Below are 22,863 nucleotides of genomic sequence, written 5' to 3'. Positions count from 1 at the left end.
GCCTAGGGGCGGGTGACCATCACGATGCCGAGGCACATCTCGTCGGTGGTCCCCTCGCCCCACACGACGTACCGCTCGGGCTGCCCGGCGAACGCCGGCAGCTTGTCGCGCAGGCTCTGGTCGTGGGTGCACGACACGGTGAGGGTGTCGCCGGGACCGACCTTGACCGCGGGGTCGACGGGGCGGCTGCCCTGGTCGTCGAAGTCCCAGATCGGGATGTCGAGGATGGTCCGCTCGTCGGCCTTGCCCTGGTTGACGGTGACCGAGATCTTGGTGCCGAGCAGGTGCATGTGGCCGGCGACCGCGCGGATGGTCTGTTCCTGCGTCACCGGCCGGGTGCAGGTCTGCGTGGGGCCGGCCTTGTTGCCCGGGCAGAGCAGGTGCAGCCCGTCGCCGGTCCGGCCCGCGAGGGGCCCGAAGCGCTGCTGCACGTCGGCCATCGCGGCCTCCCGGTCGCACAGCCGACCCGTCTTGCCGCGACGGCAGGGCACCTCCACGGGTGCAGGCATCAGCACGGTCTGCAGCGTGCTGCGCGTGGCGTCGTCCTTGACGATGCGCAGCTTGGCCGCGCTCGTGTCGGGCGACCGCCCGGCGAGCAGGTTGTAGTGGACCTGCATGACGATCCTCGAACCGGCCGCGAGCGGCATGCCGAGATCGGGGGCGAGGACGCGTTCGCCTCCGCCCGGAGCCCAGGCGCCGAGCCACGGAGCGCTGTTGAGGCCCGCGCCCTGGCTCTCGATGCCGGTGCCGCCGAAGCACGTCCAGCCCTGGCCCGCCTGCTGGCGGTCCCGTTCCTCGGCGGCGGCCACCTTGTCCGGCGGCACCCGGAACAGGATGACGTGGTGGACGACCTGGGGGTTGCCGGGCAGGACGTTGATGCCGGTCACCATGGAGCGGGTGGTGATGCCCGGGTCGAGCAGGAAGCAGCGGTAGTCGTCGGTGCCCGGGGCCGCCGGCGCCTTGGGCGTGTAGGCCGAGGGCATCCGGAGCGTCACGAAGCGCTCGCCCTTGCGCAGGGCGGCCTCCGGCGGGGCCGTGGCCGAGCCGTGGTCGTGACCGCTCGTCGTGCCCGACTGCCCCTCGGTTGCGGTGTCGGTCGCCGTGCCGGTCACCGTCGAGGACGACCCCGCGGAGGGTGCGGCGGCGGGCTCGGTGGCGGGGCCGGCGCACGCTGCCAGCAGCACCACGCCGAGTATGGCGCCGAGGCGCGTGGCAGTGGACCTCACCGCCCGAGCATAGGCAGGTTCAGGCGGTGGCTGCTGCGAGTTGGCCGCAGGCGCCGTCGATGTCCTGCCCGCGCGTGTCCCGGATCGTCGTCGGGATGCCGTGCGCGCGCAGCCGCTCGACGAACTGCTGCTCGACGCCGGGCCGGGAGGCGGTCCACTTCGAGCCCGGCGTGGGGTTCAGGGGAATCGGGTTGACGTGCACCCAGCCGCGGCCACGGGCGTTGAGCTTCTTCCCGAGCAGGTCGGCGCGCCAGGCGTGGTCGTTGATGTCCCGGATGAGGGCGTACTCGATGCTGACCCGGCGGCCGGTGGCCTCGTAGTAGCGGTGGGCGGCGTCGAGTGCCTCGTCGACGCTCCAGCGCGTGTTGATGGGCACCAGCTCGTTGCGGAGCTCGTCGTCGGGGGCGTGCAACGACAGGGCGAGAGTCACCGGGATGCCCTCGGCGGCGAGCTTGTCGATCGCCGGGACCAGCCCCACGGTGGACATCGTGATGCCCCGCGCCGACATGCCGAGGCCGTCGGGGGTGGGGTCGGTGAGCCTGCGGATCGCGCCGATCGCCGCCTTGTAGTTGGCCAGGGCCTCCCCCATCCCCATGAACACGACGTTGGAGATGCGGGTCGGGCCGCTCACCTCCGGGGCGACGTCGTCGGCGTCGCCGAGGCCTGCGTCGTCGGCGTCGCCGAGGGCGGCCTCGTCAGAGGTGCCCACACCGGTGGCGAGCTCGCCACGCCGCAGCATCCGCGCGGCATACACGACCTGCTCGACGATCTCGGCGGCACTCATGTTGCGCGTGAGGCCGGCCTGGCCGGTCGCACAGAACGGGCAGTTCATGCCGCACCCGGCCTGGCTGGAGATGCAGATCGTGACCCGCCTGGGGTAGCGCATCAGCACCGACTCCACGATCGCCCCGTCGTGCAGGCGCCAGGCCGACTTGATCGTGGCGCCGTCGTCGGCGGTGCGCTGGACCAGGGGGCTGAGCAGCGTCGGCAGAAGGTCGGCGACGAGGTCGTCGCGGATCGCCTTGGGCAGGTCCGTCATCTCGTCAGGCGACTCGACGAGCCGCTCGAAGTAGTGCGTCGACAGCTGCTTGGCCCGGAATCCCTTGTGCCCCAGTGCCTCCACGGCCTCCTTGCGCTCGGCCGGTGAGAGGTCTGCGAGGTGCCGCGGCGGCTTGCCGCGACGGGGGGCGCTGAAGGTGAGCTGGCCCGGCTGGGGCCGCTCGCTCGTGGGCTCGGGGAGGTCCGTTGTCATGGTCCGCCCAGTTTCGCAGTTGGCGGGGCGGTCCGCCCAATCGCGGGCTGGGTGCGGGCGTCTCAGGTGACGGGGACGATCGCGGCGAGCAGCGCCCAGGCGATCGGCGCCACGAGCACGAGCGAGTCCAGCCGGTCCATGATGCCGCCGTGGCCGGGCAGGATCTGGCTCATGTCCTTGATGCCGAGGTCACGCTTCACCGTGGACTCGGTGAGGTCGCCGACGGTGGCGGCGACCGCCACGCATGCCCCCAGGACCGCCCCGCCCCACCAGGGGCCGTCGATGAGCTGCGGCACCGCGATCGCGCCGCCGACCACACAGGTGAGGACCGAGCCGGCGAAGCCCTCCCAGGACTTCTTCGGGCTGACCGACGGCGCCATCGGGTGCTTGCCGAACAGGACCCCGAAGGCATATCCGCCCACGTCGCTCAGCACGGTGACGAGGATGAACGACACGACCCGTCCGACCCCGTCGTCCGGTGCCAGGAGCAGCGCGGCGAAGCCGGCCAGGAACGAGGGGTAGACCGCGACGAAGAACCCACCTGCGATGTCGCGCACCGCATCCAGCACCCCGTCGGCGATCCGCCAGAGCAGGATGCCCACACAGGTCAGCCCGAGCGTCACGACGAGCGCCTGCCCGCCACCGACGTAGGCCGACATGATCATGCTGACCGACCCGACGAGGCTCGGCACGAGGGGCACGTTGATGGCGACCTGGGCCAGGGCCCGGCGCAGCTCCCACACGCCCAGGCAGATCGCGATCGCGATGATGCCGAGCATCAGCTCCTTGCGCAGCAGCAGCGACCCGACGATGAGGATGCCGAGGCCGACCCCCACGCCGATGGCCGCGGGGAGGTTGCGACCCGCTCGCGACGGCTTCGCCTCGGGTCCGCGACCGGCCCCAGTCCGCCGTGCCCCCTGGGCCGATGCATCGCGAGCGGTGTCGTCGCCGGTGCCGTCGCCGGTGCCGTCGCCGGATCCGGAGCCGCCGGAACCGCTGCCACCCGGACCCGCGGACGCCGAAGTGCCGTCGCGCGCTTGGCGACGGGCGCTGCGGGACTCGGGCGCGTTCACGGTCGGGTGCTCACCTGGGCGTCGTTGGCTGGTGGAGTGGGTCTGGTCGGTCGAGGCTTCCTCAGATCTCGCGGAGCTCGGCTTCCTTGCCCTTGAGCAGCTCGTCGATGCTGTCGATGTACTTCTTGGTCGTGGCGTCGAGCTCCTTCTCGCCACGGCTGCCGTCGTCCTCGCCGACCTCGCCGTCCTTGACCAGCTTGTCGATCTCGTCCTTGGCCTTGCGGCGCACGTTGCGGATCGACACCTTGGCGTCCTCGCCCTTGTGTCGCGCGAGCTTGATGTAGTCCTTGCGGCGCTCCTCGGTGAGCTGGGGCAGGACGCAGCGGATGACGTTGCCGTCGTTGCTGGGGTTCACGCCCAGGTCGGAGTCGCGCAGCGTCTTCTCGATCTCGTGCATCGCCGACTTGTCGAACGGGGAGATGAGGATCGTGCGAGCCTCCGGCGTCTGGAACGACGCGAGCTGCTGCAGCGGCGTCGGGGCGCCGTAGTAGTCGACCATGAGCTTGTTGAACATGGCCGGGGTCGCGCGACCGGTGCGGATGCCCGCGAAGTCCTCCTTCGCGACCTCGACGGCCTTCTCCATCTTCTCCTCGGCCTCGAGGAGGCTCTCTTCGATCATGTTCGGCTCCTTCGGTGGCGGCCCCGTGGGGGCGCGCCGGTCATGGTGTGGTCAGTCTGGTGCACGGGGCGTATGCCGGGGGGTTCACCCTGCGGTGACCAGCGTGCCGATCCTCTCACCACGCAGCGCCTTGACGACGTTGCCCTCGCCCTCCATGCCGAAGACGACCATCGGCAGCTTGTTCTCCATGCAGAGGCTGAAGGCAGCCGCGTCGACGACGCGCAGGCCCTGCTGGAGCGCCTGCGAGTAGGTGATCTCGTCGAGCTTGCGGGCATCGGGGTTGGTGCGGGGGTCGGAGTCGTAGACGCCGTCGACGCCGTTCTTGCTCATGAGGACGGCGTCGCACTTGATCTCGAGGGCGCGCTGGGCGCTCACGGTGTCGGTCGAGAAGAACGGCATGCCCGCACCGGCGCCGAAGATGACGACCCGGCCCTTCTCGAGGTGGCGGATGGCGCGGCGCGGGATGTACGGCTCGGCGACCTGTCCCATCGTGATGGCCGTCTGCACGCGCGTCTCGATGCCTTCCTTCTCGAGGAAGTCCTGCAGCGCGAGGCAGTTCATGACGGTGCCGAGCATGCCCATGTAGTCGGCTCGGGTGCGGTCCATGCCCTGCTGCTGCAGCTCGGCGCCGCGGAAGAAGTTGCCCCCACCGATCACGACGGCCACCTCGATGCCGCTGCGCACGGACTTCGCGATCTGCTGGGCGATGCCGCGGACCACGTCGGGGGCGAGCCCGACCTTTCCGCCACCGAACACCTCGCCGGACAGCTTGAGCAGGACCCGGCGGCGGTGGGACGCAGGAGCGGTGACGGAGGGCGACTCGGGCCTCTCCTCGAGGGTCTGCTCCGGGGCAGCGGTCACGGCGGTCCTCCTGGGTGGTGCGGGCGGTCACCCGATCTTTCCACACGAGACCCGGGCTCCTGTCGGGGACGCCGCACGACGTGGCAGGGTTGCCCTGACGCCCACCGGCCCCACGGACCCCACCGAAGGAGAACCACCCCATGGCGAAGTCAGGCATCCTCCCCGGCCACCGCGACGACTCGGTGCGCCCTCAGGACGACCTGTTCGGGCACGCGAACGGCACGTGGGTCCGCGAGACCGAGATCCCGGGCGACCGCGGCCGGTACGGCACCTTCGACATGCTCCGCGAGCAGTCCGACGAGCGGGTCCGGATCATCATCGAGCGGGCTGCGGCCGACGAGACGGCCGAGGCCGGCTCCCCCGCCCGCAAGGTCGGCGACCTGTACAACTCGTTCATGGACGAGGCCCGCGCCGAGGAGCGCGGCCTCGACCCGATCCGCGAGCACCTCGCCCGCGTCGACGCCGTCGGGAGCACCGGCGAGCTGTGCCGCACCATGGGCGCGCTGCAGCGCATCGGCGTCCCCGGGCTCGTCGAGATGGGGGTCGCCCCGGACGCCAAGAACCCCGACGAGTACGTCGTCTACCTCGGCCAGGGCGGGCTCGGCCTCCCTGACGAGTCGTACTACCGCGAGGAGCGCCACGAGGCGGTCCGCACGGCATACCTGCCGCACGTGGCCCGGATGCTCTCCCTGGCCGGCATCGGGGACGGGTCCACGGACGAGAGCTCGCCCGCGGCCCTCGTGGTGGCGCTCGAGACCCGCCTGGCCGGCAGCCACTGGGACAACGTCGCCACCCGCGACGCCGTCAAGACCTACAACCCGTACGCCTGGTCGGACCTGGCCGCCCTCGCGCCGCACGTCGACTGGCAGCAGTGGGCGGACGGCCTCGAGGCCGGGGACGCCCTCGCCCGCGTCGTGGTCGGTGAGCCGAGCTTCCTCGAGGGCGCCTCGGCGGCGCTCGACGAGGTCGGCCTCGACGCCTGGAAGGCCTGGCTGAGCTTCCACGTCGTGCGCTGGGCCGCCCCGATGCTATCCCGCGAGCTCGTGGACGCCGAGTTCGACTTCACCGGGCGGGTGATCTCCGGGCTCCCCCAGAACCGCGACCGCTGGAAGCGGGGCGTCTCGCTCGTCGAGGGCGCGATCGGCGAGGCCGTGGGCCAGCTGTATGCCGCGGAGTACTTCCCGCCCGCGGCCAAGGAGCGGATGCTCGAGCTGGTCGGCAACCTGGTCGAGGCGTTCCGGCGCTCGTTCGAGGGGCTCGACTGGATGGGTCCGCAGACGCGCGCCCAGGCCCTCGAGAAGCTCGCGTCCTTCCGCCCCAAGGTCGGCTACCCCGACGCCTGGCGCGACTACTCGGCGCTGACGATCGACGACGACCTGCTCGGTAACGTGACGAGGGCCTCGGAGTTCGAGCTCCAGCGCCAGCTCGACAAGATCGGCACCCCGATCGACAAGGACGAGTGGCTGATGCTGCCGCAGACCGTCAACGCCTACTACCACCCGCTGATGAACGAGATCGTCTTCCCCGCGGGCATCCTGCAGCCGCCGTTCTTCGACCTCGAGGCCGACGACGCCGTCAACTACGGCGGCATCGGAGCCGTGATCGGGCACGAGATCGGGCACGGCTTCGACGACCAGGGCTCGCGCTACGACGCCACCGGCGCGCTGCGCGACTGGTGGACCGAGGACGACCGCGAGCGCTTCGACGAGCGCACGCAGGCCCTGATCGACCAGTTCAGCCAGCTGTCACCCGTTGCGGCGCCCGACGAGAAGGTCAACGGCGCCCTCACCGTCGGCGAGAACATCGGCGATCTCGGCGGCCTGGCGATCGGCTACGCGGCCTACCGGATCGCGACCGAGGGTGGTGCGCCTCCTGAGCTCGACGGCTTCACCGGCCCACAGCGGTTCTTCCTCGGCTGGGCGCAGGTCTGGTCGGGCAAGGCGCGGCCCGAGGAGGCCAAGCGCCTGCTCGCGATCGACCCGCACTCCCCCACCGAGGTGCGGGCCAACGCCGTACGCAACTGCGACGAGTTCCACGAGGCGTTCGACGTGCAGGAGGGCGACGGCATGTGGCTGGCGCCCGAGCAGCGGGTGCGCATCTTCTGAGAGTGGGTGCTGCCCTGGTGACCACCGACGACCCGTGGGTGACCGACCATCTCGACCTGCCTGCCTACCTCGCGCGGGTCGGGGTCGGCTCGCGCCCACCGTCGCGCGCCGCCCTCGACGAGCTGCACGCTGCCCACGTGCGCACGTTCTCGTTCGACAACGTCGACGTCCTGCTCGAGCAGCACGCTGGTGTGGGGCTCGACGCGGTGCAGGCGAAGTTCGTGGGTCGCGGGCGCGGCGGCTACTGCTTCGAGCACTCGACCCTGTTCGCCGCCGTCCTCGAACGCCTCGGCTACGACGTGCGCCGCCACCTCGGACGGGTGGGCGACCCCGCCGCCGCGCCACGCACCCACATGGTCGTGGAGGTCCGGCTCGACGGGCTGCGACTTCTGGGCGACCCGGGGTTCGGGATGAGCCTGCTGCGCCCGATCGTGCTCGCCGACGGTGTCGAGGAGGACCACGGCGGGTGGCAGTACCGCGTCGACGGCGTGTCGGACGACGACGGCGGCCCCGCGTGGCGGATGTCGCGGCACCGCGACGGCGGCTGGGAGGTCATGCACACGACCGACGAGCTCACGGTGCGTCCCATCGACGTCGCCATGGGCCACCACTTCACCAGCACCGGGCCGGGGTCCCACTTCCGCACCGGGCTGATGGTGACCCGGCACCGCCCCGACGACCATGTGTCACTGACCTTCGAGACCCTCACGGTGCGGCGACCCGGCCAGCCGACCGAGCACCGGCCGCTCGGGGCGGGAGAGCTCGAGAGGCTGCTGCACGACCTCGGTGGCGGCCTCACCGACGACGAGGTCGGCCGGCTCCTCGAGCACCCCGCTCGGCCCGCAGCCGGCTAGCTCCCGCTCCCGGGGGCGCGCCGGGCGGTCGGCGTCGAGGCCGAGGTGCCGGGGTCGCTCAGAAGCCGGCGTTGCGGAGCATGAACTCGGTGTCGGTGTCCCGCCCGCCGCGCGGGTCCGGACCCGGGTCGACGTCCTGGGTGGTGCGCAGGTCCTCGGGCTTCACCCGTTCGGGGAGCGTGCTGAAGTCCGGCAGCTCGCGCCAGACGTCACTGCGGTGGCCCTGGTGCTCGGTGCGTGCGTGCTTCCCCATGGGCCGAGTATGCCTCGCCCCGTCCCGAGAAGACACGTCCCGCCCGCGTAGGTGCGCCACACCCGGGCGCGCCACGACCAGGTGCGTCAAAAAGGTGCGTCGAAAAACAGGTATGCCGCCCGCTCTGGTGAGCGGGCGGCATACCGGGTGGTGCGTGGTGCGGTGGGGCGTCAGTTCCCGACGCGGTAGCGCGCGAAGGACGTGGCCTGCGAGCCAGCCTCCTCGAGCACCTTGGCGACGGTCTTCTTGGCGTCCTTGGCGAACGGCTGCTCGAGCAGGACGTTCTCCTTGAAGAAGCCGTTGACGCGACCCTCGACGATCTTCGGGAGCGCAGCCTCGGGCTTGCCCTCCTCCTTGGCCGTGGCCTCGGCGACGCGACGCTCGTTCTCGACCGTCTGGGCGTCGACCTCGTCACGGGTCAGGACCGTCGGGCTGAACGCGGCGATGTGCATCGCGACGTCGCGCAGCGTCGACTCCTCGCCCTCGCCACCGACCAGGACGCCGATCTGCGCAGGCAGGTCGGGGCTGGTCTTGTGCAGGTAGGACACGACGACCGGGGCCTGCACGCGGGACACGCGCTTGACCTCGATCTTCTCGCCGATGGTCGCGTTGGCATCGTCGAGCAGCTCCTGGACGGTGCGCCCGTCCTCGAGCGTGCTCTTGAGCAGCGCGTCGGCGTCGGCCGCACCCGAGGCGGCGGCCTGGGCGAGGACCTGGTCGGCCAGGGCGATGAACTTCTCGCCCTTGGCGACGAAGTCGGTCTCGCACAGGACCTCGACGAGCGTGCCCACGCCGGCCTCGGACCTGGCCGTGACCAGACCGTTGGACGTGGTGCGACCCTCGCGCTTGGTGACGCCCTTGAGTCCCTTGACGCGCAGGATCTCGGTGGCCTTGGCCTGGTCGCCGTCGGCCTCGTCGAGGGCCTTCTTGACGTCGAGCATGCCGGCGCCGGTGGACTCGCGCAGGGCCTTGATGTCAGCGGCGGTGTAGTTCGCCATGTGTGTCTCTCAGCTCTTTTCGTTCAGAGATGGGTGAGTGGTGCCAGCTCAGGCGTTGGCGTCGGCGTCGGCGCCGGTCGCAGCCTCGGCGGGAGCCTCGACAGCGGCTTCGGCAGGAGCCTCGACGGCCGGGGCCTCGGCGGCCGGGGCCTCGGCGACAGGCGCCTCGGCGGGGGCCTCCACAGCAGCCTCGGTCGCGACAGCAGCCTCGGTCGCGTCAGCGGCAGCGGTCTCACCGGCAGCCGGGGCAGCGGCGTCGGCAGCAGCGGCAGCGTCGCCACCCAGCAGCTCGCGCTCCCACTCGGCCAGCGGCTCGTCGCCCGCGACAGTGCCCTCGGCCTGCTCGCCGGACTTGCCGGAGCTGCGGGCGATGAGGCCCTCGGCGACGGCGTCGGCGATCACGCGGGTGAGCAGGGTGACGGAGCGGATGGCGTCGTCGTTGCCCGGGATCTTGTAGTCGACCTCGTCGGGGTCGCAGTTGGTGTCGAGGATCGCGATGACCGGCAGCCCGAGCTTGCGCGCCTCGTCGACCGCGAGGTGCTCCTTCTTGGTGTCGACGATCCACACGGCCGAGGGAACCTTGGCCATGGTGCGGATGCCACCGAGGGTCTTCTCGAGCTTGTCGCGCTCCCGCTTGAAGATCAGGAGCTCCTTCTTGGTGTAGCCCGACGCCGCGACGTTGTCGTAGTCGAGCTCCTCGAGCTCCTTGAGGCGCGTGAGGCGCTTGGAGATCGTGTTGAAGTTCGTGAGCATGCCACCGAGCCAGCGGTGGTTGACGTACGGCATCCCGACACGCGTCGCCTGCTCGGCGATGGGCTCCTGGGCCTGCTTCTTGGTGCCGACGAACAGGATCGAGCCGCCGTGGGCGACGGTCTCCTTGACGAACTCGTAGGCGTTGTTGATGTACGTCAGCGACTGCTGCAGGTCGATGATGTAGATGCCGTTGCGCTCGGTCATGATGAAGCGCTTCATCTTGGGGTTCCAGCGACGGGTCTGGTGCCCGAAGTGGACGCCGCTCTCGAGGAGCTGGCGCATGGTAACGACGGCCATGCCGTGGTCTCCTTGTGTCGTTGTCAGTTGCGTCGGACTCCGCCATCGGTGACGGTGTCCTGCCTGGCGCCTGCGACGCACCCCACCGGCATGTTCGCCGGACTGCTGTGGTGCGCGCCTGTTCGGAGGTTTCCTCGTCACAGGTGGGAAGACGCGCGAATTAGGTCCTCGCGTGCGAGCACACGATGACCGTCGTCCATCGTACGTGCTGAGGGCCCCGGCGACGAAATCGGCGACTACGCCGAAAACCCGATGTGCGGCGCCGCCCGGAGACCCGATGATCACGGACATGACGCGCCGCGTCGTGAAGGCCCTCGGGGCCGCCGCCCTGGCGTCGCTGCTGGCCGGGGCCTGCGGCGCCGCGGTCACGCCCGAACCGGGCCGTTCGAGCTCCTCTCGACCGGTGCCCTCCACGTCCACGCCCGCGGCTGCGTCCCCCACCGCGACCGGACTCCCCTCGGGGACCATCCTGCTCGGGCTGGGCGACTCGGTCCCCGGCGCGGGTGGCCCGTGCAAGACCATGGGCGACTTCTGCCGCAGCTACGTGCTGGTGCTGGCGGACCTGGCCACGAAGGCCCTGGGCCGACCGGTGACCGCGGTCAACATGGCCTACAACAACGACGTCACGTCGGCCTCGATGCTGCTCAGCGTCAAGACCGACCGCGCCATGCGCGAGGCCATCGGCAAGGCGGCCATCATCACCATCCAGGTCGGCAACAACGACTGGCAGGGCCCCTGCCACTGGCCCGGGGCCGCCTGCCTCGAGGAGAACCGGTCGGCGGTGGTCGGCACCATCGGCAAGGCACTGGACGAGATCGCGGCCCTGCGCGCCGGATCCATGGCCGGGGTGCGGGTCGTGGCCTACGCCGACACGACGTGGGAGACCGACGACCTCGCCGACGCCTGGGGCTTCGACAAGGACACCCAGACCGCAGCGTTCCACGCGATGTTCACCAAGGCCCTGAAGGCCCTGAACGCCTCGACGTGCCAGGTGGCCAGGGCCCACAAGGCCGTCTGCGTCGACCTGCTGCCGGCCCTCAACGGGCCCTCCGGGTCGAAGGCGCCGGGCCTGGGCGGGATCCACCCCGACGCGGCTGGCCACGAGAAGATCGCCGCCGTCATCGCCAAGGCAGGTTTCGCCGACGTGAAGTGACTCCTCACGCGATCTCTCACGCGATCTCTGATCGTGCCGTCGGCTCCCTGGCGTGACCGGCCCGAAAAGCCGGGTCGCTGCGCCCCGGACGCCCTCGCTAGGTTGGTCGGTCGTGAGCGCAGTCAGCCGGGTCGTCGACGTCGTCGCGCCACCGCGCATGGGACACGGCTTCCGCTGGCTCCTCTCGTCGTCGTGGGTCAGCAACATCGGCGACGGCATCGCGCTGGCGGCCGGACCCCTCCTGGTCGCCTCGCAGACGCGCAACGCGGTGCTCGTCGCCCTGGCGGCCTTGCTGCAGCGACTGCCCTGGCTGCTGTTCGGCCTGTGGGCCGGGGCGATCGCCGACCGCCTCGATCGCCGCGTCGTCGTCATCGTCGCCGACCTCCTGCGGGCGCTCGTCGTGACGGCGCTGACGGTCGCCATCGTCACCGGTCGGGTGTCCATCGCGATCGTGCTCGCCGCCATGTTCCTCTATGGGGTGTCCGAGGTGTTCGCCGACACCACGACCGGAACGCTGCTCCCGATGCTCGTCGACAAGGCCGACCTCGGCACCGGGAACGCGCGACTGCAGGCCGGCTTCCTGACCGCCAACCAGCTCGTCGGACCACCGCTGGGGGCGTTCCTGTTCGCCGCGGGCATGGCGTGGCCGTTCGTCGTCCAGGTCGTGTGCGTGGGGCTCAGCGTGCTGCTCGTGGCCCGGATCGCGACCCCCAAGGGAGGGGTGCGGGGCACTCCCGACAGCCACGTCCGGCGTGACATCGCCGAGGGCCTGCGCTGGCTCCTGGGCCACGCGGCGATCCGGACGCTGGCCCTGGTCATCCTCGCGTTCAACATCACCTGGGGTGCCGCCTGGTCGGTCCTTGTCCTCTACTCCCTCGACCGGCTTCACCTGGGGGAGGTCGGGTTCGGGCTGCTGACGACCGCTGCGGCCGCAGGTGGCCTGGTCAGCACGAGCTGCTACGGCTGGCTCGAACGCCGCATCCCCCTGGCCACCCTCATGCGCGGCTGTCTGCTGCTCGAGGTGCTCACCCATCTCGCCCTCGCCCTGACCACTGCGGGCTGGCTGGCCATCGCGATCATGGTCGTCTTCGGTGCCTACGCGTTCGTCTGGGGCACCGTCTCCAGCGTCGTACGCCAGCGCGCAGTGCCGCAGGAGTTCCAGGGGCGGGTCGGCAGCGTCTACGTCGTCGGGCTGTTCCTCGGCCTCGTCATCGGCCAGGGGCTGGGCGGGGTGTTGGCGCAGCGATGGGGACTGACCGCGCCGTTCTGGTTCGCCTTCGTCGGCTCCGGCGTCACCCTCGCCCTCGTGTGGCGGCAGCTGGCCCACATCGCCCACGCCGACGAGTCCTCGGCTGAGTCTGACGACGGGAAGTCATCCGACCCCGCGAGGTGAGCACCCGGCATACAGTCGGCGCATGTCGCGACCGCCCGGCAACCCGGCTCTTGTCCCGTTCGGCACCACGATCTTCGCCGAGATGAGTGCGCTCGCGGCCGAGCACCAGGCCATCAACCTCGGTCAGGGCTTCCCCGACACCGACGGGCCGCAGGCCATGCTCGACGCGGCCAAGGCGGCCATCGACGGCGGACGCAACCAGTACCCGCCCGGACCCGGCGTGCCGGAGCTCCTCGACGCCGTCGCCACGCACCAGTCGCGGTTCTACGGGCTCACGGTCGACCCGCGGTCCGAGGTGCTCGTGACCGTCGGGGCGACCGAGGCCATTGCCGCGACGATCCTCGCCCTGTGCGAGCCGGGTGACGAGGTGGTCACCTTCGAGCCCTACTACGACTCGTATGCCGCCTCGATCGCCCTCGCCGGCGCCGTGCGCCGGACGTCCGTGCTCCGGTTCCCGGACTTCGCCGTCGACGAGGAGTCGCTGCGGGCAGCCTTCTCCACAAGCACCCGGCTGGTGCTCCTCAACACTCCCCACAACCCGACCGGCAAGGTGTTCAGCCGTGCCGAGCTCGACCTGATCTGCTCTCTCGCAAGGGAGTTCGACGCCTGGGTGGTCACGGACGAGGTGTACGAGCACCTCGTGTTCGACGGGGCCACGCACGTCCCGGTGGCCACGCTGCCGGAGATGCGGGACCGGACTCTGACCATCTCGTCCGCAGGAAAGACGTTCTCGGCCACCGGGTGGAAGGTGGGGTGGGTGACCGGCCCCGCCGCAGCCGTCGCGGCCGTTCGCGCCGTCAAGCAGTTCCTCACCTTCGTCGGCTCCGGCCCGTTCCAGCCGGCCGTCGCCGTGGCCCTCGGGCTCGAGGACGACGTGTATGCCGGGCTGGCCGGCTCGCTGCAGGGCAAGAGGGACCTGCTCGTCGGCGGGCTGCAGGCGGCCGGACTGCAGGTCTCGGTGCCCGACGGGACGTACTTCGTCGTGGCCGACGCGGCACCGCTGGGAGCGCAGGACGCCCTGGCGTTCTGCCGCGAGCTGCCGAAGCGGGCAGGCGTGGTCGCGGTGCCGGTGTCGGTGTTCCACGACGACGCCGAGGCGGCACGGACGTTGGTGCGGTTCGCGTTCTGCAAGCGGGACGAGGTCCTGCACGAGGCGGTGGCGCGGCTCGGTCGCCTGTGACCGGCTACTGACCCGCCGTGGCGCTGCCATCCGTGCGCGTCCACAGGCCCCCCGCCCGGGCGCCGGCTCTCCACAGGGTGGCTCGAGCGACTGGAGCCGATCCACCCTTCACGTGACGCTGTCCGGGTGACCACCGCACCAACAGTCCTCGTCCCCCTCGCCGCGCTGCTCCTGGTGGCGTCGGGCACCTCGCCCCCCACGTCACCACGCGCCGCTCCCCCGACCTCCGTCGGTGTCGTCGCCCACGACGTTGCGCGGCCGGCGGCGCTCGGCGCCCTGGCTCCCCGTCCTGGCGCGGCGGCGACCTCGCCGCAGCTCCTCAAGACACCATCGACGTCGACCTCGCCCGTTGTGCTGCCGCGCGGCCGCTGGGTCTGGCCCTTGGCACCGCGCCCGGCCGTGGCGAGACCTTTCGCAGCGCCGACGAGCCGGTACGCAGCCGGCCATCGAGGCGTCGACCTCGCAGCCCACCAGGGTCAGCCAGTCCTGGCCGTCGACGCCGGCACCGTCACGCACGTCGGCGTCATCGCCGGTCGAGGCACCGTCTCGGTGCTGCACACCTCAGGTCTTCGCTCCACCTACGAACCGGTCGTCGCGGCCGTGCACCGCGGGGATGTGGTTGCGCGAGGTGATCCCCTCGGGACGGTCTCCGACGTCGCCGGGCACTGCACACCGCAGACCTGCCTGCACCTCGGCGCCGTGCGGGGTCGCACCTACGTCGACCCGCTGCAGCTGCTGGGGATCCGACGAGTCAGGTTGTTGCCGCTGGAGTAGCGACCCAGGCGACGGCAGGATTCGTCGTGACCGCGACGCCTTGGGCGATCAGGCCCCGGACGGGTAGGGCCACGGGGCGCAGCCGCCGAGGCTCAACGTCTGCTGGACCATGATCGGGGCCCGCTTGCCCTTGCCGGGGCAGGAGCGGTGCTGGTGGCCGAGGCCGTGACCGACCTCGTGGTTGATCTGGTAGATGCGGTACCGCGCGATGTCGTCGCCGTAGCTGTCGTCCCCGAGCGCCCACCGTCGGAAGTTGAGGACCGAGCGCTCGCCGTTCCAGCACGAGACCTGCGACAGCGTCCGCATGGGGGCGCACAGCTGGTCGGTGAGCCCCGGGCTGGCCAGGGTGACCCGGATGTCGACGTGGTCGCCGGCCTTGGCCTGGGCCGGCGTGACGTTGACGAAGCGGACCCCGTCGACCTTCTGCCAGCCGCGGGAGTCGAGGAGGACTGACTGCACGGTGGCGGCGACCTCGGCGGCGTCGACACCCAGACCGCCCTCGACCTCGACCGTGTAGCGGACGGTCCGTCCTGTCGCCGCGGGCTCGACCCGAGGGACCGCCACGACGGAGATCTTGCCGTTGCCTCGCTGAGGGACCGTGGTCTGCTCTGGCCGGGCCGACTCGGTGCCGCTGGAGCCGTCCTGGGCATTCGGCGTGGTGGGGCTCGACGAGGGCGACTGGCCGGAACCGGCGGTCTGCGCCGTGGCAGCGACCCCCGGGAGGGCGTCGACCGCAGCGGCCACGTCGTCACGACCCAGCACCTTGGTGGCGACGAAGCCCGTCACGCCGAGCGCGAGGAGGACGGTCACCGCGATGGTGCGCCGAAGCCGCACCTGTCGACTCGGGCGTCGACGGTGTCGGCTTGGGGGCCGGTGCGGCCTGGTCTGCACGCTCACGACTGCGGTGGGGCACCTTTCCTGGTCTGGTCCCTCGGGCACGATGCAGCTCGCGCCACTCTGTGCGCCCCCAGTTTCGCGCAATCGGCGGCCTTGCGCGTCGCGGCACGCCCGAGGGTTTGCCGCACGGGTGCCCCGGAGGTGGCGGCCAGCACCTGAACCGCCTGCTCACGCACGAGGATGTGCCTGCCGATAGGACGCCTTGAGCCGGTCGACCGAGACGTGCGTGTAGATCTGGGTGGTGGCCAGGCTCGCGTGCCCCAAGAGCTCCTGCACGAGTCGCAGGTCGGCCCCGCCCTCGAGCAGGTGGGTGGCAGCGCTGTGCCGCAGCCCGTGCGGCGAGATGTCTGGCGCATCGGGAACGTGCGTGAGGAGCTCGTGGAGTGCCGATCGGATCTGGCGCGGGTCGGCCCGGCCACCGCGGCGGCCCAACAGGAGCGCCGGACCGCTGGCTTCCGTCCGGACCTGAGGGCGCCCGAGCTCCAGCCAGGCGACCAGGGCCTCGCGCGCGGGGGCGCCGAAGGGCACCGTGCGCTCCTTGCCGCCCTTGCCCATCACGCGGAGGACACCCGTGGACAGGTCGACGTCGTCGATGTCGAGACCGGTCAGCTCGCCCACCCGGATGCCACTGGCATAGAGCAGCTCGAGGGCCGCCCGGTTGCGAAGGTGCATCGCGTCCTGGTCGTCGCTGGCCACGGCGGCGACGTCCAACAGGGCCACGGCATCGGACTGGCGCAGCACCTCGGGGAGGTGCCCGGCGCGCTTGGGCGCGACCAGCCGGAGGGACGGGTCGGTGGGAATGCGCCCCGTCCTGACAGCCCACCCGAGGAAGGTGCGGGCAGCCGCACTGCGCCGGGCGATCGTCGAGCGGGCTGCCCCGCGTTGGGTCATGGCAGCCAGCCAGGCCCGCAGGTCGCGCAGCTGGATCGCGGCGAGGTCGGTGACGTCCTGCTCGGCGGCGAGGAAGTCCATCAGGCTCCGCAGGTCTGCGAGGTACGCCCGGGTGGTGTGCTCCGAGCGCCCGCGCTCGCTGCGCAGGTGGCGCTCGAAAGCGACCATCGCGTCCTGCCCTCCCTCGCTCACGCCGTCACCGTCGCAAATGCCCACGCTGCGCACAAGCCGCCACCCCGCAGCCGTGTCAGCCTCGCCCCCGCGGCACCTTGCACCAGCCACTCGGGGTGCGCCGCACGAGTCCGTGCGACTCGAGCTGCCCGAGTGATGAGAGCACCTCGGCCACCGATCGTCCAGAGCGCCTCGCCACTTCTGTCGGGTGCAGCCCAGCCCGAAACCGCAGTGCCGCATGGACCGCGGCCTGAACCTCGTCGAGGTCGTCCCCGGGACGCATCGGTCCACGTCGCGGCTCAGCGACCTCTCCCATCGCACCAACGAGCTCGGCGACCTCCTCGGCGTCGGTGACGAGGACCGCGGCGCCGTTGCGGATCAGCTGGTGGCAGCCGGCCGACACCGCCGACTCCACCGACCCGGGCATCGCACCGACGACCCGGTGGTGCTCCGCCGCGGTGCCGGCCGTGTTGAGGGAGCCGGACCGCAGACCGGCCTCGACGACCACGGTCCCCTGGCTGGCCGTGGCGATGAGCCGGTTGCGGGCGATGAACCGCGAGCGGGTCGGAGCCCAACCGGGAGGCACCTCACTGACGACCAGCCCCTCGGCGACCAGCCGGGCATAGAGGTCCTGGTGCCCGCGCGGGTACGGACGGTCGACCCCGCCGGCAGTGAACGCCACGGTGTCGCCCTCAGCCGTCAGCGCACCGCGGTGGGCCGCACCATCGATGCCGTACGCAGCCCCGGACACCACCGTGAAACCGCGTTCGGCGAGCCCAGAGCCAAGCTCGACCGCCTGACGTGTGCCGTAGGGGGTCGCAGCCCGTGCCCCGACGATTGAGACGCTGCGGGCGCAGACGTCGGCGAGGATGAGCGGGCCACGCACCCACAGGCACCAGGGTGGGGCCGCCAGGTCGTCAAGCCCGGTGGGCCACTCGTCGTCGCCGGGCACCACGATCCTCGCCTTGAGGCGGGCGGCCACCCCGAGGTCACGAACGACGTCCAGGTCCGAGAGCCGCGGCGCCACCCGACGTCCGAGTGCCGTGCCCGCGTCGAGCGAGTGCAACGCCTGCTCGGCCCCGACCTGGCGTGCGAGCGTCGTCGCCGCGATGTCGCCCGGCTCCACGAGCGAAGCCCAGGCCAGTCGGGCTGCGCGGTCCCCGGCCGGCACCCGGGTCAGCGGGTCGGTGGCGGTCACGCGGCGACCGCATCCTGGTTGCGCAGCGTGAGGGCCGCACCGAGGTCGGCGCGGGTCGGCGACGGCCGGCCCCGGAGGTCGGCGAGGGTCCACCCCACGCGCAGCACCCGGTCGTAACCACGCAGCGTCAGGTGACCACGGTCGAGCGCCGCATCGAGGTCGACGGTCACCGAGCGCTGGAGCCGCCACTGCCCGCGACGCAGCCGGGACCCCGGCACGTGGGCGTTGAGAGACCACCCGCACCCGGCCCACCTGCGGGCCTGGGCGTCACGGGCAGCAGCCACCCGGGTCGCCACGACGGCGCTCGCCTCCCCGGGAGTGCCGGCTAGCGAAGATCGGGTGACCGCGGGCACCTGCACCTGGAGGTCGACCCGGTCGAGCAGTGGACCCGAGAGCTTGCCGAGGTAGGACCGCTTGGCCATGGGCGTGCACATGCAGGCCGCCGCCTTGCCGAAGCCCAGACCGCACGGGCAGGGGTTGGCGGCCATGACCAGCTGGAACCGCGCGGGGAAGCGCACCGCTGACCGTGCCCGCGCGACCACCACCGACCCCGACTCCAGCGGTTGGCGCAACGACTGCAGCGCCCCCGTCGAGAACTCGGGAGCCTCGTCCAGGAAGAGCACCCCGTGATGGGCTTGCGAGATCGAGCCGGGTCGGACGGCAGAGCTGCCACCGCCGATGATGGCCGCCTGGGTCGCGCCGTGGTGCGGCGCGACGAACGGTGGGGCTCCGCCGATCTCGATCTCCTCGGCACTCACGCCGAGCAGGGAGCGCACCGCCAGCACGTCGATGGACTGCTCGTGGGTGAGTCGCGGCAGGATCGAGACGAGCCGCTCGGCGAGCATGGTCTTGCCTGACCCGGGTGGGCCCACGAGGAACAGGTGGTGACCACCGGCAGCCGCGAGCTCGAGCGCCAGCCGCGCCTCCTCCTGACCGATCACGTCGGCCAAGTCGGGCGGCGCAGGCGGGTCCACCGCAGCCACCGGGGTGGCGCCCACCACGCCGACTGCCAGTGGGCCTGGCCGCTCGTAGGCAGCCACCAGGTCTGCCACGTGTCGCACGGCGTGGACCCGCACCCCGGGCACCAGGGCAGCCTCGGCGGCGTTCTCCACCGGCACGACGACGTCGAGGTGGCCGGCACGCACCGATGCGAGCACCGCCGGCAGGACACCCCGAACCCGGCGGATCGTGCCGTCGAGACCGAGCTCGCCGATGTGCACGACACCGGCAACCTTGTCGACGGGCAGGAGCCGCAGGGCCGCGAGGACCGCGACGATGATGGGCAGGTCGAACCCGCTGCCGTTCTTGGGGATCGAGGCCGGTGACAGGTTGACCGTGATGCGTTCCTGCGCGAGCGACCGGTTGAGGCTGGCGGTGGCGGCCTTGACCCGGTTGGGCGCCTGGGCGCAGGCCGTGTCGGGCAGGCCGCCGAGCATGAACGCCGGCAACCCGCTGGAGACGTGCGCCTCGACCTCGACGACGGACCCGGTCAGGCCCTCCAGCGTCACCGAGCGGGTCGTGCCGAAGCTCATGGCTGCACCCCCACCAGGTGGCGCACGACGGCCGGGCCGGCCGCGGGGCGGAGCACCCCGACGATGTCGATGCGGATGCGTCCCGAGTGGGTGTCGTGCTCGCGCAACCAGGCCACCGCGAGCCTGCGCAGCCGTGCTGCCTTGGCTGCCGTGATCGCCTCGAACGGGTCGCCGAACCGCACACTGCGTCGCGTCTTGACCTCGCAGAACACCAGGCAGTCGCCGTCGCGGGCCACCAGGTCGAGCTCGCCGTGGACACACCGCCAGTTGCGGTCGACGACCTGCATGCCGCAGTCCTCGAGGTAGCGCGCCGCCAGCCGCTCGCCATAGCGACCCAGCGTCCGTCGAGGGTCCGTTCGTTCTGCCATGCCCCGAGCCAACCGGCTGATGCACGGGCACAGAACTGGCGTGAGTGAACCTGTGGACGGGGGCGCGTCGGCAGGCGCCTTGTGGACAGCGACGCCGTCGGCAGCGGAGCGCGGGCCATGCGGCCGCACGACGAGCCCGAGGGCGGGTGACCTAGAAGCCGGACCCCTTGGGCAGCTCGAGGTCGGACTTGGCCAGCTCCTCGACGTTGACGTCCTTGAAGGTCACCACCCGCACCTGCTTGGCGAACCGGGCCGGCCGGTAGATGTCCCAGACCCAGGCGTCCTGCATGGTGACGTCGAAGTAGACCTCACCGCCGTCGGACCGCACCTTCACGTCGACCGAGTTGCACAGGTAGAACCTGCGCTCGGTCTCGACCACGTGCGAGAACAGGCCGACGACGTCGCGGTACTCGCGGTAGAGCTGCAGCTCCATCTCGGACTCGTACTTCTCGAGGTCCTCTGAACTCATCGCGCGCTCATCTCCTGCTCCACTGGCCCTAGGTCCCCATCTTCTCCCCCGACACCCGGCAGCCGCCACGACCTGCGGTGCAGGTCGGTGGCGCCGTGCGCCTCCAGCGCCGCGAGGTGCTCGGGCGCGGCATACCCCTTGTTCTCGTCCCAGTGGTATGCCGGGTGCGCGGGCGCCGCTGCCATCATCAGTCCGTCGCGCTCGACCTTGGCCAGCACCGAGGCGGCCGCGACCGAGGAACACTTGAGGTCCGCCTTGATCATCGTGGTCACCGGCGGCGTGACGGGAGCGGTCTGCGACGCGAAGGCGAACAGGCCGACCTCGTCGGGGGCGGTCAGCCAGTCATGGTTGCCGTCGAGGATGACGAGGTCCGGGGTCACGCCCACCGACGCGAGCGCACGGCAGCCGGCCAGCCGCAGGGCGGCGATGATCCCGACCTCGTCGATCTCGGCCGGGGAGCTGTGCCCGACCGCGTAGGCCAGTGCCCAGCGGCGGATCCGCGGCACCATGGCCACGCGCGCCGCGGGGGTGAGCAGCTTGGAGTCCTTGACGCCGGTGGGGGCACTGCGGCAGCTCTCGTCGATGAGGACGACGCCCACGCTGACCGGTCCGGCCAGGGCACCACGACCGACCTCGTCCATGCCGGCGAGCACGCGGTGTCCGTCGCGCTGCAGGGCGCGCTCGACACGCAGGCTCGGCCGCCGACCGGGAGCCGGGCGACGAGTGGTTGACGACGCGGGCACGACCTCAGTCTCCCCCGTGGTCCCGGGGGGTGGGCGGCGGGCCCAGCCCGACGGTGGCGGGCGACCCGACGGTGGCGGGCGACCCGACAGTGGCGGGCGACCCGACGGTGGGGGGCGCGTCGCCACCGGGCGCCTCGCCACCGCCCTCAGTCGTCGCCGGCGAGGTGCTCTGACCGGGAGCGGTCGTGGGCGACTGCTGGGGCTGCGCGGGGTCGGTGGCCGAGGGCGCAGGCACGCGGGCGAAGGTGTCGGTGGGGTTGGACAGCCACACCAGGTGGTCGAGAGGCCACACGAGCGCCACGGCCCGCCCCACGATGAGCCGCTCGTCGACCGAACCCTGGCTGCCGTCGTCGTCGGGGCTGTCGTGGAAGCGCGAGTCGGAGGAGTCCGAGCGGTGGTCCCCCATGACCCACACCCGCCCACTCGGGACCGTGATGTCGAAGTCGCGCTCGCTCGCTGCGTCGCCCTCGTGGATGTACGGCTCCTTGACGGGCTCGCCGTTGACCGTGAGGCGGCCACCCTCGTCGCAGCACACGACCCGGTCTCCGGGCAGGCCGATGACGCGCTTGATGAGGTGGTTCTCGGCCGTGTCAGGCAGCAGGCCGACGAATGTCAGCGTCTCGCGGACGAACGTCGTGAGCTGTCCACGCTGCTGCACGACCGGCGCCTCGACCCAGTCGCCGGGGTCGGCGAACACGACGATGTCGCCCCGTTTGAGGTCGACCGGGCCGGGCGTGAGCTTGCTGACGATGACCCGGTCGTTGACCTGGAGGGTGTTCTCCATCGACCCCGAGGGGATGTAGAACGCCTGGATCAGCCAGGTCTTGACGATGAACGACAGGACCAGCGCCATGCCGACGACGATCGCGAACTCCTTGACCGCCGCGCCCAGCACCTGGAGTCCACCGGGCCCCGGGGGCCCCGCGTCCGAGGGCCCCGCGTCCGCGGGCTGGGCGTCCGTGACGCCGGGCGCATCCGTCGTGGGCGGCGTGGTGGCGAGGCCATCGGCCGCCGCCGACCCTGCCGTGGCCGAGCCGCGGTCCTCGTGACCGGTCACTGGGCCGCCACCCGGGGGATGTCGGCGATCGAGGCGGGGGTGTCGAACCCGCCGATCCGCGTCAAGGGCCAGTAGGTCGCACCGGCCCGGCCCACGACGTCTGCGATCCGGACGGTGCCGCCGCCGGGGTCGCCGAGGTGGGCGCGCGAGTCGGCGCTGTTGCTGCGGTGGTCGCCCATGACCCACAGCCGGCCGGCCGGGACGATGATGTCGAAGGTGAGGTCGCTGGGCACATCCCCCTCGTGGAGGTAGCGCTCGGTCAGGGGGACGTCGTTGACGGTGAGCCGGCCGCCGCTGTCGCAGCAGACCACGTGGTCACCCGGCAGGCCGATGACCCGCTTGACGAAGTCCTGCTCGCCGAGGTCCACGCCGATCAGGTTGGCGGCACCGCCGACGACGCTGCCGACGATGCCGTCCGACTGGTGCGGGGTGCGGTCGGCCGCGGCGAAGGTCGTCGTCCCGTCGAAGACGACGACGTCGCCTCGGCGCACCGCGTCACCGTCGATGAGCTTGTTGACCAGGATCCGGTCGCCGGGCTCGATCGTGGGCTCCATCGACCCGCTGGGGACGTAGAACGACTGAACGAAGAAACCCCGCACCAGCATCATCACGACCAGCGAGATGCCCGCGAGCAGCAGCCACGAGGGGCCGCCCTGGGGGCGCTCGGACGCAGCCGCCGCGTCAGAGACGTCTGACGCGGCGGCCGGGTCCTGCTGGGGTGGTACCGGTCCGGGGTTCATCGATCC

The 22,863-nt window shown here is 71.6% G+C and carries 23 protein-coding genes; 6 read left to right on the top strand and 17 right to left on the bottom strand.

The window, feature by feature from the left end; translation table 11 throughout:
- Positions 1-2: 2 nt before the first annotated feature.
- The 5 genes from AC1DV7_RS08300 to pyrH form a co-directional block, all read right to left on the bottom strand.
- Positions 3-1,226 (bottom strand): monooxygenase, encoded by a 1,224-nt coding sequence (locus AC1DV7_RS08300; RefSeq protein WP_477596423.1) that lies wholly within the window; start codon positions 1,224-1,226, stop codon positions 3-5.
- A gap of 19 nt (positions 1,227-1,245) precedes the next feature.
- The gene (rlmN, locus tag AC1DV7_RS08295) at positions 1,246-2,478 is read right to left on the bottom strand and encodes a 23S rRNA (adenine(2503)-C(2))-methyltransferase RlmN (RefSeq protein WP_477596422.1); all 1,233 of its coding nucleotides are present in this window, start codon (positions 2,476-2,478) and stop codon (positions 1,246-1,248) included.
- 62 nt (positions 2,479-2,540) lie between these two features.
- Positions 2,541-3,551: a phosphatidate cytidylyltransferase gene (locus tag AC1DV7_RS08290; RefSeq protein ID WP_477596420.1), complete on the bottom strand. Its 1,011-nt coding sequence runs from the start codon at positions 3,549-3,551 to the stop codon at positions 2,541-2,543.
- Positions 3,552-3,612: 61 nt separating this feature from the next.
- On the bottom strand, positions 3,613-4,170 hold the full coding sequence (gene frr, locus AC1DV7_RS08285) for a ribosome recycling factor (protein WP_477596418.1): 558 nt from the start codon (positions 4,168-4,170) through the stop codon (positions 3,613-3,615).
- Between the two features lie 84 nt (positions 4,171-4,254).
- A complete protein-coding gene (pyrH, locus tag AC1DV7_RS08280; RefSeq protein WP_477596480.1) occupies positions 4,255-4,947 on the bottom strand; it encodes a UMP kinase in 693 nt (230 codons plus the stop codon).
- Positions 4,948-5,171: 224 nt separating this feature from the next.
- Between pyrH and AC1DV7_RS08275 the strand changes: the two genes are divergently transcribed.
- Both AC1DV7_RS08275 and AC1DV7_RS08270 read left to right on the top strand, forming a co-directional pair.
- Complete coding sequence (locus AC1DV7_RS08275; protein WP_477596416.1) at positions 5,172-7,136, top strand: M13 family metallopeptidase; 1,965 nt, start codon at positions 5,172-5,174, stop codon at positions 7,134-7,136.
- 2 nt (positions 7,137-7,138) lie between these two features.
- Complete coding sequence (locus AC1DV7_RS08270; protein WP_477596415.1) at positions 7,139-7,990, top strand: arylamine N-acetyltransferase family protein; 852 nt, start codon at positions 7,139-7,141, stop codon at positions 7,988-7,990.
- A gap of 58 nt (positions 7,991-8,048) precedes the next feature.
- On the opposite strand, the gene AC1DV7_RS08265 is transcribed toward AC1DV7_RS08270, so the two are convergent.
- From AC1DV7_RS08265 to rpsB, 3 genes are all read right to left on the bottom strand, one after another.
- Positions 8,049-8,243 (bottom strand): hypothetical protein, encoded by a 195-nt coding sequence (locus AC1DV7_RS08265; protein WP_477596413.1) that lies wholly within the window; start codon positions 8,241-8,243, stop codon positions 8,049-8,051.
- A 170-nt stretch (positions 8,244-8,413) separates the two neighbouring features.
- Positions 8,414-9,241 (bottom strand): translation elongation factor Ts, encoded by an 828-nt coding sequence (tsf, locus tag AC1DV7_RS08260; RefSeq protein WP_477596411.1) that lies wholly within the window; start codon positions 9,239-9,241, stop codon positions 8,414-8,416.
- A 48-nt stretch (positions 9,242-9,289) separates the two neighbouring features.
- Positions 9,290-10,291: a 30S ribosomal protein S2 gene (rpsB, locus tag AC1DV7_RS08255; protein WP_477596410.1), complete on the bottom strand. Its 1,002-nt coding sequence runs from the start codon at positions 10,289-10,291 to the stop codon at positions 9,290-9,292.
- Between the two features lie 289 nt (positions 10,292-10,580).
- Here rpsB and AC1DV7_RS08250 point away from each other — a divergent pair, with 289 nt between their 5' ends.
- The 4 genes from AC1DV7_RS08250 to AC1DV7_RS08235 all read left to right on the top strand — a co-directional run bounded on the left by AC1DV7_RS08250 (position 10,581) and on the right by AC1DV7_RS08235 (position 14,791).
- A complete protein-coding gene (locus AC1DV7_RS08250; RefSeq protein ID WP_477596408.1) occupies positions 10,581-11,444 on the top strand; it encodes an SGNH/GDSL hydrolase family protein in 864 nt (287 codons plus the stop codon).
- Between the two features lie 157 nt (positions 11,445-11,601).
- Complete coding sequence (locus AC1DV7_RS08245) at positions 11,602-12,837, top strand: MFS transporter (protein ID WP_477596478.1); 1,236 nt, start codon at positions 11,602-11,604, stop codon at positions 12,835-12,837.
- A gap of 22 nt (positions 12,838-12,859) precedes the next feature.
- Positions 12,860-14,017, top strand: coding sequence for a pyridoxal phosphate-dependent aminotransferase (locus AC1DV7_RS08240; RefSeq protein ID WP_477596406.1), 1,158 nt, complete (start codon positions 12,860-12,862; stop codon positions 14,015-14,017).
- 126 nt (positions 14,018-14,143) lie between these two features.
- Positions 14,144-14,791 (top strand): murein hydrolase activator EnvC family protein, encoded by a 648-nt coding sequence (locus AC1DV7_RS08235; protein ID WP_477596404.1) that lies wholly within the window; start codon positions 14,144-14,146, stop codon positions 14,789-14,791.
- A gap of 48 nt (positions 14,792-14,839) precedes the next feature.
- Here the strand turns inward: AC1DV7_RS08235 and AC1DV7_RS08230 are convergent, their stop codons facing one another.
- The 9 genes from AC1DV7_RS08230 to lepB (AC1DV7_RS08190) form a co-directional block, all read right to left on the bottom strand.
- Positions 14,840-15,625, bottom strand: a complete 786-nt coding sequence (locus tag AC1DV7_RS08230) for a DUF3152 domain-containing protein (RefSeq protein ID WP_477596402.1) — start codon at positions 15,623-15,625, stop codon at positions 14,840-14,842.
- Between the two features lie 231 nt (positions 15,626-15,856).
- Positions 15,857-16,747 carry a tyrosine recombinase XerC gene (locus AC1DV7_RS08225; RefSeq protein WP_477596476.1) on the bottom strand — a complete coding sequence of 297 codons (891 nt, stop codon included), beginning with the start codon at positions 16,745-16,747 and terminating at the stop codon, positions 15,857-15,859.
- A 79-nt stretch (positions 16,748-16,826) separates the two neighbouring features.
- A complete protein-coding gene (gene dprA / locus AC1DV7_RS08220; RefSeq protein ID WP_477596400.1) occupies positions 16,827-17,948 on the bottom strand; it encodes a DNA-processing protein DprA in 1,122 nt (373 codons plus the stop codon).
- On the bottom strand, positions 17,945-19,480 hold the full coding sequence (locus tag AC1DV7_RS08215) for a YifB family Mg chelatase-like AAA ATPase (protein ID WP_477596398.1): 1,536 nt from the start codon (positions 19,478-19,480) through the stop codon (positions 17,945-17,947). Before AC1DV7_RS08215 ends, dprA begins: the two co-directional genes overlap by 4 nt.
- On the bottom strand, positions 19,477-19,848 hold the full coding sequence (locus AC1DV7_RS08210; protein ID WP_477596396.1) for a YraN family protein: 372 nt from the start codon (positions 19,846-19,848) through the stop codon (positions 19,477-19,479). Before AC1DV7_RS08210 ends, AC1DV7_RS08215 begins: the two co-directional genes overlap by 4 nt.
- Positions 19,849-19,999: 151 nt before the next feature.
- Positions 20,000-20,317 (bottom strand): DUF2469 domain-containing protein, encoded by a 318-nt coding sequence (locus tag AC1DV7_RS08205; RefSeq protein ID WP_477596394.1) that lies wholly within the window; start codon positions 20,315-20,317, stop codon positions 20,000-20,002.
- Entirely contained in the window at positions 20,314-21,060 is a 747-nt protein-coding gene (locus tag AC1DV7_RS08200; protein ID WP_477596392.1) for a ribonuclease HII, read from the bottom strand. Before AC1DV7_RS08200 ends, AC1DV7_RS08205 begins: the two co-directional genes overlap by 4 nt.
- 4 nt (positions 21,061-21,064) lie before the next feature.
- The gene (gene lepB, locus AC1DV7_RS08195) at positions 21,065-22,117 is read right to left on the bottom strand and encodes a signal peptidase I (protein WP_477596390.1); all 1,053 of its coding nucleotides are present in this window, start codon (positions 22,115-22,117) and stop codon (positions 21,065-21,067) included.
- On the bottom strand, positions 22,114-22,857 hold the full coding sequence (gene lepB, locus AC1DV7_RS08190; RefSeq protein WP_477596388.1) for a signal peptidase I: 744 nt from the start codon (positions 22,855-22,857) through the stop codon (positions 22,114-22,116). The genes lepB (AC1DV7_RS08195) and lepB (AC1DV7_RS08190) overlap by 4 nt, the downstream gene beginning before the upstream one ends.
- Positions 22,858-22,863: the final 6 nt, after the last annotated feature.

This window comes from Pedococcus sp. P2_E4 (assembly GCF_056403935.1).
Note: the sequence above shows the minus strand (reverse complement) of the source record. Positions and strands in the feature narration are given on the sequence as shown.